Here is a 12839-nt window from a genome sequence, read left to right on the forward strand (position 1 = left end):
TTGCATCACCCGGCGTCCGCTTCGCGCACCGCGCGTACGAACGCCGCCATCCGGGCGTGATCCTTCACGCCCTTCGCGCCCTCCACTTCGATGCCACTCGAGACATCGACAGCAAACGGGCGCAACTGGCGAATCGCATCACCGACGTTTTGCGCGCTCAAGCCACCACTCAAAACGGCCCGATGCGCGAGCTCTGCGGGAATAAGAGACCAATCGAAGACCTTGCCGCTACCACCGTAATCCGGCACCAGGGTGTCGAACAGGAGGCCGCGCGCTTTCGAATAACGAAGACCCGATTCTACCAAATCGGCCGATTGCGTCGAGGGGCCCACGCGCACCGCGCGCAGCCACGGCAGGCGCGCCGCGCGGCCGAGCGCATCGCACTGCTCGGGCGTCTCGTCGCCATGGAACTGCAGCAGCGTGAGCGGCACGTCGCGCACGACGGCCTCGATCTCGGCCTCGGTCGCGTTCACGAACAACCCGACCACCGACACGAACGGCGGCGCGAGGCGCGCCAGCTCGGCCGCCTGCGCGATCGACACCGCACGCGGGCTCTTCGGGTAGAACACGAGGCCGATCGCATCGGCGCCGAGCGCGGCCGCGTGCAGCACGTCCTCGGGGCGCGACAGCCCACACAGCTTGATGCGGGTGCGCGGCGGCAGGCCGGCCGCAGCGGAAGTCGAGGGAGACACGGCGTGATCCGTCATGATTGCGGGTCCAGATCGGCCCAGACGCTGCTCCACGGCACGCTGCCGAGCTGCGCGGGCGGGACGGCGAATTCCGCCGGGTAGCCGACGTGGGCGAGATACAACCCGTCGGCCATGAATGTGGGCGCCGCGAGATTGCGGTCGCGCCCGGCCAGCACGTCGGCGAGCCAGTCGGCCGGATAGCGGCCGCGCCCGACCGCGACGAGGCAGCCCATCAGGTTGCGCACCATATGGTGCAGGAACGCGTTGGCGCGGAACCGGAAATGAACGAAATGGCCCACGCGCCGCACGTCGATCTGGTACAGGTGTTTGACCGGCGTCTTCGACTGGCATTCCGACGACCGGAACGACGAGAAATCGTGCTCGCCGATCAGGTGCGCGGCGGCGGCGCGCATCGCGTCGTCGTCGAGCGGCGTATGAATCCAGCCCGCACGCCCCGCGAGCATCGGCGAGCGCACGGGATGCACGTAGAGCGCGTAGTAATAGGTGCGTTCGAATGCCGAGAAACGCGCATGGAACGTGTCCGGCATCGGCTTCGCCCATTGCACCGCCACGGTCGGCGGCAGGAACGCGTTGGTGCCGCGCACCCACGAGAAAACCTCGCGATCGAGATCGGTATCGAAGTGCACGACCTGCCCGAGCCCGTGCACGCCCGTGTCGGTCCGCCCGGCCACCGTCGTATGCAGCGGCACGCGCGCGAACTCGGCCAGTGCGTGCTCGAGACGATCCTGCACGGTCTTGCCGTGCGGCTGCGCCTGCCAGCCGCAGAACGCCGCGCCGTCGTACTGAATGCCGAGCGCGATCCGCATCACGCCTCGTCCGCCAGTTTCGCGAGCAGCGCACGCGCATCGTCGCGCGTCGCAATGTCGTTCGCGTCGACCACTTCCTGCAGCAGCGTCCGAGCACCGGACAGGTCGCCCAGCTCGACGTACTCGGACGCGAGGTCGAGCTTGTTCCGCGCGATGCGGGCCAGCTCGTCCGGCGTCAGCGCCGGCAACGCAGCGCCCGGCGCGGACGGCAGGTCGAGATCGAAATCGAGCTTCAGCGCGCCGAAGTGCGCGCCACCGAGCGGCGGCAGCGGCGACGTCGCAATCGGGCTGCCCGCTTGGCTCGCAGGCGTCGCTGCGTCCGGCTCCCAATCGAACTCGTCGTCCTGGTCGGCCGGATGTTCCGGGGCCGGATCGATCGAGTCAACCGGCAGGTGCCGCGCGACTTGACCGTTAGTTGCGATTTTGTCGGTGTCAGGCTGCCCTGCTTGCGCAGCCGGCTCATCCGCCGCCAGCGACAGCTCGTCCGGCGTGCGCGGCGGCAGCGGCATGTCGAGGCTGTTGAGCGCGCTGATCGCGTTCTGCATCAGCACCTCGTGCTGCGCTTCGGTGGCCGCGGGTGCGACAGGTGTCTCGGCGGGCTTTTCCGCCGGTCTTGCGGCAGCGGCCTGCTCTTCCGGCTCGGCAACATTCGGACCCTGAGCCGCCTCGCTAGCGGGCGGCTCCGCAGCGTGCGCGGTCGGCAATTCGGGCGGCTCGCCATGAGGCGTCGCTTCTTCCTGCGCCGGCGATACGTCCGTATCCGGCGTCTCGACCGTCTCCGCCGCTGCGGCAGTCGCCGCGGCAAGGCTCAAGTCGGAAGCTGCATCGCGTGCGACCGGCATCTCGGGCCGGATCGGCAGTGCCGGTTCGACGGACGGCGCGGCTTCGGCTTCTGCCGCCGCAGCCGCTGCACCGCCTGCTGCGGCCGGTGCAGCCGTCGCACCGGCACCCGACTCTTCCGTGCGCCGGCCTTTCCGGCGCTTGCGCCACGCGAAACCTGCCGCGAGGACGATGACGGCCGCACCGGCCACCGCGGCCGGACGCCAGTCCATCTGCTCGTGACTACGTGCCGGTGCCGCGACCGGCGCGGCCGGTTGCGCGGGCGCTGATACCGATGCCGGCTGCACTGCGCTGGCAGCCACGCCTGACGCCGCTTCGCCTGTCGTCGGCGCGGCAGCGGACGCGCCTGCATCGCTTGCGGCCGGACGCGGCGCGGCAGGTGCCGGCGCCGGCGCAACCTCGTTCGTCGTGGCCGGCTTGCCGATACCGTGCTTCTGCAACTCCATCAGCACCCGGTTCTTCAGCGCCAGCAGTTGCTGCAGGCTCGACGGCCGCGGCTGCGACGCGGCTGTGACAGGCGCCGCGCCGGCCGGTTCGTTCATGCCGGAAACCTGGCTGCCCGGCGCAGGCGGGATTGCAGCACCGCTCGCGGACGATGGCGCCGACTGGATCGTGCCGCTCCACACATGCGGCCCGCTTGCACCGGCAACGGACGCCGCCGGCTGCATGCTTTCGACAGCCGATGCGCCGTGTGCAGCCGACGCACCGACCGATGCTGACGCGCCAGCAGCCGTCGCTGCGCTCGCACCGCTGACAGGTGCCGCATGCACGGCTGGCGCCACCGGCGCGGATTGCACGGTCGACCCCGGATGCGGTGCGGACGCGCCATGCTGCGCGACTGCCGTGCCGCCCGATGCGGCGGCGGGCGCGGACGCTGCCGCCGCACCGGACGCTGCGGATGCCCCTGCCGGCACGAGTGCCGCGCCTGTCGCGTCGAGCGCCGGCACGGTCAGCGTCGCGCCGACCTTCAGGCGGCTCGCGTCGTGCTTCATGAACGCCTGCGGATTGGCGTCGAACAGTGCGCGGCCGGCGCGCGCGAGCACGCCTGGATCGCGCGACTGCGTGGCCGCTTTTGCAATGTCGTTCAACGACTGGCCCGGCTGGACCGTCACGGTAAGCGGCACTGCGCCGCCGGCAGCGGACGCCGGCAGTTCGCTGGCGCCGGCGGCCCAGGCCGATGCGGTTGCGCCGAGCGCCAGGATCGCCAGCGCGCCACGCACGGCGCGCGACAAACGGGACTGACGCGGAAACAAGGAAATTCGGGACATCGTTGGCTCTATCGCCGCGCGCGGGCGCGGCTCGGTTTCGCGGTTGAAAGCGTCAATAAAGTTGCCGCAGAAATGCAAAAGCGTCGCGTGGAACGCGACGCTTTCGGCGGGTCTGTGCGTCGTAACCGCGTAGTTTACTTCACGCGATCGGGTTCGGGCCGAATTCATCGCCGATGGGTGCAATCGATCGAGTGTGCGCGTCGGGGCGTCCCGAGATCGGGCGCGTTGGCGCGTGGGCACACACGCTGCAGCCTGCGCCTTCGATCGATCGGAAGCACGTCTCTCACTGATGAAAAAAACCGCCCGGCCGCATCGCATCCCGAACGCATGTCGCAGCCTTTGCTCGCTCAACGGTGCGGTTCGCACAACCCGTGGCCCGACGCAGGGGCACGGCCGGGAAATCAGGTGCGTTTGCTCAATAATTCGCGCCGCCTGCCGTTAATGGAACAACAAGCGCCAATCAAAATAAATCAAGCCAACCACCATCCCATTAAAATAAATTTCAATTGATCGATAAGAGGCCAATTCCCCTTTCTTATCGTCGAATTGAATATTTCCGCCGCAAAACCCCCACCCCACAAGGCTCTCCAGCCTCATCTCCACTTCATTACTCATACGAAAACGATCATTTCGACAGCAATTCAATTACATTACACAAAATTACACAGATCAAATAATTGCCGTCGCTAGGATCGTCTTCAAACAAGAATCGGCGCAGTTCGACCATCGCGCTCGCACCTGCCGGAAACGCGGGAACGCGGACGGCCGGGCTGACGCCGAGAGGTGCCAGGGAGGCATCGCGCAGTCGCACGACTGCATTTACTCACCAGCTCGTTACGGGGATCCAACATGGGCTATCAACAGGGTTTGAGCGGGTTGGCCGGCGCGGCGAACCATCTCGACGTGATCGGCAACAACATCGCGAACGCAAACACGGTTGGCTTCAAGCAGGGTCGCGCGAACTTCGCCGACATGTACGCGAATTCGGTCGCGACGTCGACCAACACGCAGATCGGCATCGGCACGCGACTCGCATCGGTGCAGCAGCAATTCGGCCAGGGGACGATCAACACGACGAAGTCGTCGCTCGACATCGCGATCAACGGCAACGGCTTCTTCCAGATGTCGAACAACGGCGTGACGACGTACTCGCGTGACGGCGTATTCCACCGCGACAAGAGCGGCGCCATCGTCGACGCGCAAAACCGCAACCTGATGGGCTATGCGGCAGGCCCGGGCGGCGTCATCAACACCGCGGCGACCGTGCCGCTGCAGGCGCCGACCAACAACATCTCGCCACAGGCGACGACGAAGATCACCGGCCAGTTCAACCTGAACGCGCAGGACAAGGTGCCGGCCAAGACGCCGTTCAATGCGGGCGACAACACCACGTACAACTACAATTCGTCAATTCAGGTGTACGACACGCTCGGCGGCGCGCAACAGGTGTCGATGTATTTCACGAAGAACGCGGCCGGCGCCTGGCAGGCCTACGCGGGCGTGCAAGGCCAGACGCCGACGAATCTCGGCACCGTCACGTTCGACGCGTCCGGCCGGATCAGCTCGACGACGTCGGCCGCAACCGGCCAGCCGACGCCGAGCCTCGGCCAGTTCGCGTTCTCGATCCCCAACGCGTCGGGCGGCGCCAATCCGCAGAACCTGACGCTCGACCTGAGCGGCACGACGCAGTTCGGCGGAAAAAGCGGCGTGAACAATCTCGCACAGGACGGCTTCGCGAGCGGCACGCTGACGACGTTCTCGATCGGCACCGACGGCAAGCTCACCGGCAATTACTCGAACGGCCAGAGCGCGGTGCTCGGCCTGATCGCGCTCGCGAACTTCAACAACCCGAACGGGCTCGAGAACATCGGCGGCAATCAGTATGTGGAAACCGCCGCGTCGGGTGTGCCGCAGATCTCCGCGCCGGGCAGCACGAACCACGGCACGCTGCAGGGGAGCGCGCTGGAAAACTCGAACGTCGACCTGACGTCCGAGCTCGTGAACCTGATCAAGGCGCAGCGCGACTACCAGGCCAATGCGCAGACGATCAAGACCCAGCAGACCGTCGACCAGACGCTCCTGAACATGCGCTGACCCGCGCATGAAAAACGCGCCGCGCCAGCCTTGATATCGTCAAGGCCGACGCGGCGCGCGATCTTGTGCACCGCGGCCCGCGTATCGCGGGCCGGTTATCCCGCTTACTTGTCGAGCAGGATGCGCAGCATGCGGCGCAGCGGCTCGGCCGCACCCCACAGCAGTTGGTCGCCGACCGTGAACGCCGACAGGTATTCACCGCCCATCGCGAGCTTGCGCAGGCGGCCAACCGGCACCGTCAGCGTGCCCGTGACGTTCGCTGGCGACAGGTCGCGCATCGACGCTTCACGCTCGTTCGGCACGACCTTCACCCAGTCGTTCGCCGATGCGAGGATGCCGTTGATCTCGTCGAGCGGCACGTCCTTGTTCAGCTTGATCGTCAGCGCCTGCGAGTGGCAGCGCATCGCGCCGATCCGCACGCACAGCCCGTCGACCGGGATCGAACCCGGCTCGCCCATGGCCGGCTTGCCGAGGATCTTGTTGGTTTCCGCGCCGCCCTTCCACTCTTCCTTCGACATCCCGTTGCCGAGATCCTTGTCGATCCACGGGATCAGCGAACCGGCGAGCGGCACGCCGAAGTGGCTCGTCGGCATCGCATCGCTGTTCATCGCGGCCAGCACGCGGCGGTCGATATCGAGGATCGCCGAAGCCGGATCGGCGAGCTGCGCCTGAACCGCGCCGTTCAGCGTACCCATCTGCGACAGCAGTTCGCGCATGTTCTGCGCGCCCGCGCCCGATGCGGCCTGATAGGTCATCGCCGTCATCCAGTCGACGAGGTTCTCGCGGAACAGGCCGCCGAGCGCCATCAGCATCAGGCTGACCGTGCAGTTGCCGCCGATGAAGTTCTTCGTGCCCTTGACGAGCGCATCCTTGATCACGTCGAGGTTGACCGGATCGAGGATGATGACCGCGTCGTCCTTCATCCGCAGCGACGATGCCGCATCGATCCAGTAGCCGTTCCAGCCGGCCGCGCGCAGCTTCGGGAACACGTCGTTCGTGTAGTCGCCGCCCTGGCACGTGATGATCACGTCGCACTTCTTCAGCTCGTCGATGTTGGTCGCATCCTTGAGCGTAGTCTCGTTTTTCGCGAACGACGGCGCTTTGCCGCCCGTGTTGCTGGTGCTGAAAAACACCGGTTCGATCAGGTCGAAATCGCCCTCTTCCTGCATGCGCTGCATCAGGACGCTGCCGACCATGCCGCGCCAACCTACGAGACCTACGTTCATGACTAACCCTTTGATGGAGCTTCCCCGCCATTTCCGTCCCCGATGTGACCGCGCGGGGAAATAGGCGGGCACGACGGACGATCAGCGTTTAATGATCGTTTTCGTGGTAATGGTTTTCGTGATGACGATGGCGCGCGCACCCGCACGGGCTGTGTTGCCGTGGAGTTTCAAGACCGGGGAGATCAGGGAAATAAGCGCCATCGTTCGAGTCTACACAAAGCCGGTGGCCCGCACAACGGCCAACCGCTTGCGAACCGGCCGATTTCGCGGCCCGTTCGCACCCTTTCTACATGACTGCGTTACAGCGCCGCGACCACCGCGTCGCCAATCGCCGTCGTACCGACCTTCTGGCAGCCCGGCGTCGCAATGTCGCCCGTCCGGTAGCCCTGTTCGAGCACCGTTTTCACCGCGCGCTCGATGCGATCGGCCTGCTCCGCACGGTTCAGCGAGTAGCGCAGCATCATCGCGGCCGACAGGATCGTCGCGAGCGGGTTCGCGATGCCCTTGCCCGCGATGTCCGGCGCCGAACCGTGCGACGGCTCGTACAGGCCCTTGTTGTTCTTGTCGAGCGACGCCGACGGCAGCATGCCGATCGAGCCCGTCAGCATCGACGCCTCATCCGACAGGATGTCGCCGAACATGTTGCCCGTGACGATCACGTCGAATTGCTTCGGCGCCTTCGCAAGCTGCATCGCCGCATTGTCGACGTACATGTGCGACAGCTCGACGTCCGCGTATTCCTTCGACACGTCGATCATGATGTCGCGCCAGAACTGCGACGTCTCGAGCACGTTCGCCTTGTCGACCGACAGCAGCTTCTTCGCGCGCTTGCGGGCCGCCTGGAACGCGACGTGCGCGATGCGGCGCACTTCCGGTTCCGAATAACGCATCGTGTCGAAACCTTCGCGCTCGCCGGCGAACAGGCCGTCCGGTGCAGCGCGCACGCCGCGCGGCTGGCCGAAGTAAATGTCACCGTTCAGTTCGCGCACGATCAGGATGTCGAGGCCCGCGACCAGCTCGGGCTTCAGCGGCGATGCATCGACGAGCTGCGGATAGCAGATCGCCGGGCGGAAGTTCGCGAACAGCTCGAGGTGCTTGCGCAGCCCGAGGATCGCCTGCTCGGGGCGCAGCGCGCGCTCGAGCGAATCGTACTTCCAGTCGCCTACGGCGCCGAACAGGATCGCGTCGGCTTCCTTCGCGAGCTTCAGCGTCGCGTCCGGCAGCGGATGGCCGCTTGCCTCGTAGCCCGCGCCGCCGACCGGCGCCTGTTCGAGTTCGAACTTCTCGTCGAGTGCGTTCAGCACCTTCATGGCTTCATCGACGATTTCCGGGCCGATGCCGTCGCCGGGCAGCACTGCAATCTTCATGCGAAATTCCTGACTGGGTAGGTTTTTATGGAGGCAGGCCGGCGAACGCGCCGCCGGCGCGCCCGCCCGAAAGGCACGATCAGCCGACCAGCTTGGTGTTGAGCCACGGCTGCTTCACCAGGCGCTCGGCTTCGAACTGGCGAATCTTGTCCGCATGGCGCAGCGTGAGGCCGATGTCGTCGAAGCCGTTCAGCAGGCAGTACTTGCGGAACGCGGTGATCTCGAACGGATACTCGCGGCCGTCGCCCGTGCGCACGACCTGCGCGTCGAGGTCGACGGTGACCTCGAAGCCGTTGAACGCGACCGTCTCGTTGAACAGGTGATCGACCTGCTGCTCGGTCAGCACGATCGGCAGCAGGCCGTTCTTGAAGCAGTTGTTGAAGAAGATATCCGCGAAGCTCGGCGCGATGATCGCGCGGAAGCCGTACTGCTGCAGCGCCCACGGCGCGTGCTCGCGCGAGCTGCCGCAGCCGAAGTTCTTGCGTGCGAGCAGTACGGACGCGCCCTGGTAGCGCGGCTGGTTCAGCACGAAGTCGGGGTTCAGCGGACGCTTCGAGTTGTCCTGGCCCGGCTCGCCGTGATCGAGGTAGCGCCATTCATCGAACGCATTCGGACCGAAGCCCGTGCGCTTGATCGACTTCAGGAACTGCTTCGGGATGATCGCGTCGGTGTCGACGTTCTCGCGATCGAGCGGCGCCACGACGCCGGTATGTACTGTGAATTTTTCCATGATCCGTCTATCCGGTTGGAGGGCCGGCGTTCAGCCGGCGCACATCGACAAATTCTCGGCGGGAATCGTCACTCCGCGGCGCGCTTCAGCGCGTTGCCGGCGGCGTTGACGTCCTGCCCGAAGCCCTGGACGGTATTGCAGCCCGCGAGGCCGAAACCCAGCCCCGCCAGCGCCAGCGCGGCAACCAGCCGCGCAATGACCTTCGATGCCGTCACGCGTCACCCCAGCTTGCGAATGTCGACGAAATGACCTTCGATCGCCGCGGCCGCCGCCATCGCGGGGCTCACCAGGTGCGTGCGACCGCCCGCGCCCTGCCGGCCTTCGAAGTTGCGGTTCGACGTCGACGCGCAGCGCTCGCCCGGATCGAGCCGGTCGGCGTTCATCGCGAGGCACATCGAGCAGCCCGGCTCGCGCCATTCGAAGCCCGCATCCGTGAACACCTTGTCGAGCCCTTCGCGCTCGGCCTGCGCCTTCACGAGGCCCGAGCCCGGCACGACCATCGCGAGCCGCACGTTCGATGCGACGCGACGGTTCAGCTTCTTCACGACATACGCGGCTGCGCGGATGTCCTCGATGCGCGCGTTCGTGCACGAGCCGATGAAGATCTTGTCGACCTTGATCGATTCGATCGGCGTGTTCGGCTCGAGCGCCATGTAGGCCAGCGCACGCTCCATCGCATCACGCTTGACCGGATCCTTCTCGCGCTCGGGATCGGGCACGCGACCGTCGATCGACGTGACCATTTCCGGCGACGTGCCCCACGTGACCTGCGGGACGATCTCGGCTGCGTTCAGCTCGACCACGCGATCGAACTGCGCACCGTCGTCCGACTTGAACTGGCGCCAGTATTCGACGGCCTGGTCCCATTCCGCGCCGGTCGGCACGAACGGGCGACCTTTCAGGTAGTCGATCGTCGTATCGTCGACGGCAACCATGCCTGCGCGCGCACCGGCTTCGATCGCCATGTTGCAGACGGTCATCCGGCCTTCCATCGTCAGCGCGCGGATCGTCGAGCCGCCGAATTCGATCGCGTAGCCCGTGCCGCCGGCCGTGCCGATCTTGCCGATGATCGCGAGCACGATGTCCTTCGCGGTACAACCGCGCGGCAGCGTGCCTTCGACCTTCACGAGCATGTTCTTGCTCTTCTTCTGCAGCAGGGTTTGCGTTGCGAGCACGTGCTCGACTTCCGACGTGCCGATGCCGTGTGCGAGCGCGCCGAATGCACCGTGTGTCGACGTATGCGAATCGCCGCACACGATCGTCATGCCCGGCAGCGTCGCGCCCTGCTCCGGCCCGATGATGTGGACGATGCCCTGGCGCACGTCGTTCATCTTGAACTGCGTGATGCCGAACGCATCGCAGTTCGCGTCGAGCGTATCGACCTGGAGCTTCGAGACGGGATCGGCGATGCCGTGGCTGCGATCGGTGGTCGGCACGTTGTGGTCCGACACGGCCAGGTTCGCGCTGATGCGCCACACCGGACGCTGCGCCATCTTCAGCCCTTCGAACGCCTGCGGGCTCGTGACTTCATGCAGCAGCTGACGGTCGATGTAGAGCAAAGTCGTGCCGTCTTCCTCGGTGTGGACCACGTGGGTGTTCCACAGTTTGTCGTAGAGAGTCTGTGCCATGGGTATGCGGGGTCGTTGTGACTACAAGCCTTGCGGATGCGGTCGATTATGCCACGCAGAACGCGTCACGGCGCAGGCCGGATGCGAAAAAACCCATTAAAAACAGTGGTTTGGCTGGTAGTGCCAATACCTGTATCGGCATTACCAGCCAAACGGGGCACGCAGGTTCCGGCGCCGCGCGGTGACGAATCGCGGATCGCGCCGTCCGGATCGCGCGCGCCGGTGCATGGCGGCTTCAGCCGTTCGGATACTCGCGATTGATCAGATCGAGCCGCAGCATGCCGAGCTGCACACCCGCATTGCTCATCAGGTAGAGATCCCGCCGCCGCAAGGCCGGCATCGACGCCGACGTGTCGTAGAGCGACGGCAGCGTGAGGCCTGCCGGCACGGCGGCCTGCATCCCTGCCGCAGCCGACACGCGCACGGCGATCGATGCCTGATCCGAATGCGTGACGACAGCGACCTTGCCGAGCGCCGCGGCCGAGCCGGCCTGCTTGACGATCGCGGCGGCCACGCCATCGGGTGTCGGTATCGGGCTGCCGGCAGCCGGGGCCGGCGTCGCGATCGACGTCACGCCGGCCGTCAGTCCGTACTTCGATGCGAGCACGCTCGCGACCTCCTGCTGCGCGTAGATCGGGACCGAGACCTTCTGTCGAAGCTGGAACACGGCGTCGGCGATCGCCTCGTTCACGGGGCCCGGCACCGGTGTGGTGCCGGATGTCGGAACGCGATTGCCGACGCTGAACGCGGCAATCGTGTGGATGCCGGCAGCGTCGACGGTCGGCGGCGTCCACGCGAAAAACGTGTCGAACAGGTAGCCTGTTTCGTCGGTGGCGGTCGCGCGATCGTTCAGTTCGTTCGTCAGCTTGCCGAGCATCTGGCGCTGCAATTCCGCATCGGAAACGGGGGCATCACTTGCGAAAGCCGGGGCCACAGATGCGCACGAGGCGGCGAGCAACGAAGTGGAAGCCAGGAAATGGCGGCGGGTCGTCATGGTCATGAGATTCGAGTGAGGAGCGGCGGGCGTCAGCCCTTCGGGAACGCCTGCATCGTCGCGGTCACCGCGCGGGCAAGCATCTGCGCATACATGTCGTGCACGAGATAGAGGCTGCGGTTGCGCGTCCACGGCTGGCCCGATTGCGGGTCGTACATCGTCGGCAGCGACACCTCCGCCACCGCCGCGGCCTTCATGCCCGCCTGCTGCGAGGTCTGGATGCAGCGCTTCGCATGGTCGCGATGGCCGACCACCGCAACTGTGCCCATCGCCGCCGCGCCGCCCGCGCGCGACACGGCCACGGCCGCGACACCGGCCGTGCTCAGGTACACGATCGAGCCGTCGCTCGCGATCACCGGCTCGACCGACGACAGCACGTCGGCACCCATGCCGTACTTCGACACGAGAAAGCGCGCGATCTCCCACTGCGCATAGACCTTCACCGGTTTCAGCTGGCGAATGCGGTACACGGCATCCGCGAGCGCTTCGTTGACGGGCCCCGGGTCGGGTAGCGCCGATTGGTTGCCGCCGGTGCTCGACGTGTTGCCGCTTGCCGCGTTCGGGCGATTGCCGAAGCTGTACGCGACGATCGCGCCGATCTGCGCGGCCGGCACCGTCGGCAGATCCCACGTGAAGCCGACATCGGTCAGCGCCGGCATGATCGCGTTGACCGTCGCCGCGTCGCCGAGCTGCGCGTTGAGCTTCGCGGACATCTGCGCGGCCAGCGCCGCATCGGTAACGGGCGCCGACGTGACGTCGTCACCGCCGCATGCGCTCAACAACGGTGCCACGGCAACCGCGGGCGCGGTAACCAGGAATTTTCTGCGTAAAGAAGCCGACGGGTTCAGATTCATGAGAAATACGAAATGATGCGGGCAACGCCGACAGCCTGTCATGGCGTTGCAAATCGCGGGTTCACGGGAAATGACAACCTGACGCGTCGCGCGGTTGGGCGATGGATGGCAGGGTCGACGCTCAAATCGAATCGCTGCGCATCGGTAGAGTGACGATGCGGGATCGTAGTGGGCATTTATTAAATCGCGGTGAACCTGTCGATCGGATGCAAACGCTCGCCCCTCCGTTTCATCCATGGACGCACGCATCTCATCCATGTACGGCCCCGAAGGCGGCACGCGCAACGCGTAGCGCGCGATGCACGCGGTACTTTTCCCGCGA

General features: G+C 66.0%; 12 protein-coding genes. 1 reads left to right on the top strand and 11 read right to left on the bottom strand.

What is annotated here, in order from left to right:
- Positions 1-5 precede the first annotated feature (5 nt).
- From LGN17_RS02455 to LGN17_RS02470, 4 genes are all read right to left on the bottom strand, one after another.
- Entirely contained in the window at positions 6-707 is a 702-nt protein-coding gene (locus tag LGN17_RS02455) for a phosphoribosylanthranilate isomerase (protein ID WP_175955248.1), read from the bottom strand.
- Positions 704-1516: a tRNA pseudouridine(38-40) synthase TruA gene (gene truA / locus LGN17_RS02460; protein ID WP_175955173.1), complete on the bottom strand. Its 813-nt coding sequence runs from the start codon at positions 1514-1516 to the stop codon at positions 704-706. The genes LGN17_RS02455 and truA overlap by 4 nt, the downstream gene beginning before the upstream one ends.
- On the bottom strand, positions 1516-3624 hold the full coding sequence (locus tag LGN17_RS02465) for a FimV/HubP family polar landmark protein (RefSeq protein WP_226195018.1): 2109 nt from the start codon (positions 3622-3624) through the stop codon (positions 1516-1518). The genes truA and LGN17_RS02465 overlap by 1 nt, the downstream gene beginning before the upstream one ends.
- A 438-nt stretch (positions 3625-4062) precedes the next feature.
- The gene (locus tag LGN17_RS02470) at positions 4063-4239 is read right to left on the bottom strand and encodes a hypothetical protein (protein WP_226195019.1); all 177 of its coding nucleotides are present in this window, start codon (positions 4237-4239) and stop codon (positions 4063-4065) included.
- Between the two features lie 234 nt (positions 4240-4473).
- Between LGN17_RS02470 and flgE the strand changes: the two genes are divergently transcribed.
- Complete coding sequence (flgE, locus tag LGN17_RS02475) at positions 4474-5718, top strand: flagellar hook protein FlgE (RefSeq protein ID WP_226195020.1); 1245 nt, start codon at positions 4474-4476, stop codon at positions 5716-5718.
- Positions 5719-5822: 104 nt separating this feature from the next.
- Here flgE and asd read toward each other — a convergent pair whose 3' ends face one another.
- The 7 genes from asd to LGN17_RS02510 all read right to left on the bottom strand — a co-directional run bounded on the left by asd (position 5823) and on the right by LGN17_RS02510 (position 12517).
- Positions 5823-6944 (bottom strand): aspartate-semialdehyde dehydrogenase, encoded by a 1122-nt coding sequence (gene asd, locus LGN17_RS02480; protein ID WP_226195021.1) that lies wholly within the window; start codon positions 6942-6944, stop codon positions 5823-5825.
- Positions 6945-7243: 299 nt separating this feature from the next.
- Positions 7244-8311, bottom strand: a complete 1068-nt coding sequence (gene leuB, locus LGN17_RS02485) for a 3-isopropylmalate dehydrogenase (RefSeq protein WP_226195022.1) — start codon at positions 8309-8311, stop codon at positions 7244-7246.
- A 79-nt stretch (positions 8312-8390) separates the two neighbouring features.
- Positions 8391-9041 carry a 3-isopropylmalate dehydratase small subunit gene (leuD, locus tag LGN17_RS02490; protein WP_175955163.1) on the bottom strand — a complete coding sequence of 217 codons (651 nt, stop codon included), beginning with the start codon at positions 9039-9041 and terminating at the stop codon, positions 8391-8393.
- A gap of 68 nt (positions 9042-9109) precedes the next feature.
- Entirely contained in the window at positions 9110-9256 is a 147-nt protein-coding gene (locus LGN17_RS02495; RefSeq protein ID WP_021158717.1) for an entericidin A/B family lipoprotein, read from the bottom strand.
- Between the two features lie 3 nt (positions 9257-9259).
- On the bottom strand, positions 9260-10669 hold the full coding sequence (leuC, locus tag LGN17_RS02500; RefSeq protein WP_175955162.1) for a 3-isopropylmalate dehydratase large subunit: 1410 nt from the start codon (positions 10667-10669) through the stop codon (positions 9260-9262).
- Positions 10670-10904: 235 nt separating this feature from the next.
- Positions 10905-11663 (bottom strand): Tat pathway signal protein, encoded by a 759-nt coding sequence (locus tag LGN17_RS02505; RefSeq protein ID WP_226195275.1) that lies wholly within the window; start codon positions 11661-11663, stop codon positions 10905-10907.
- 32 nt (positions 11664-11695) lie between these two features.
- On the bottom strand, positions 11696-12517 hold the full coding sequence (locus LGN17_RS02510) for a hypothetical protein (RefSeq protein WP_226195023.1): 822 nt from the start codon (positions 12515-12517) through the stop codon (positions 11696-11698).
- Between the last annotated feature and the right edge of the window lie 322 nt (positions 12518-12839).

The organism is Burkholderia sp. AU30280 (assembly GCF_020420125.1).
Taxonomy (GTDB): domain Bacteria; phylum Pseudomonadota; class Gammaproteobacteria; order Burkholderiales; family Burkholderiaceae; genus Burkholderia.

What these genes read in the sequence shown, in the direction of transcription:
- LGN17_RS02455 (WP_175955248.1), bottom strand. Translation starts at nt 707, where the DNA reads ATGACGGATCACGCCGTGTCTCCCTCGACTTCCGCTGCGGCCGGCCTG.
- truA (WP_175955173.1), bottom strand. Translation starts at nt 1,516, where the DNA reads ATGCGGATCGCGCTCGGCATTCAGTACGACGGCGCGGCGTTCTGCGGC.
- LGN17_RS02465 (WP_226195018.1), bottom strand. Translation starts at nt 3,624, where the DNA reads ATGTCCCGAATTTCCTTGTTTCCGCGTCAGTCCCGTTTGTCGCGCGCC.
- LGN17_RS02470 (WP_226195019.1), bottom strand. Translation starts at nt 4,239, where the DNA reads ATGAGTAATGAAGTGGAGATGAGGCTGGAGAGCCTTGTGGGGTGGGGG.
- flgE (WP_226195020.1), top strand. Translation starts at nt 4,474, where the DNA reads ATGGGCTATCAACAGGGTTTGAGCGGGTTGGCCGGCGCGGCGAACCAT.
- asd (WP_226195021.1), bottom strand. Translation starts at nt 6,944, where the DNA reads ATGAACGTAGGTCTCGTAGGTTGGCGCGGCATGGTCGGCAGCGTCCTG.
- leuB (WP_226195022.1), bottom strand. Translation starts at nt 8,311, where the DNA reads ATGAAGATTGCAGTGCTGCCCGGCGACGGCATCGGCCCGGAAATCGTC.
- leuD (WP_175955163.1), bottom strand. Translation starts at nt 9,041, where the DNA reads ATGGAAAAATTCACAGTACATACCGGCGTCGTGGCGCCGCTCGATCGC.
- leuC (WP_175955162.1), bottom strand. Translation starts at nt 10,669, where the DNA reads ATGGCACAGACTCTCTACGACAAACTGTGGAACACCCACGTGGTCCAC.
- LGN17_RS02505 (WP_226195275.1), bottom strand. Translation starts at nt 11,663, where the DNA reads ATGACGACCCGCCGCCATTTCCTGGCTTCCACTTCGTTGCTCGCCGCC.
- LGN17_RS02510 (WP_226195023.1), bottom strand. Translation starts at nt 12,517, where the DNA reads ATGAATCTGAACCCGTCGGCTTCTTTACGCAGAAAATTCCTGGTTACC.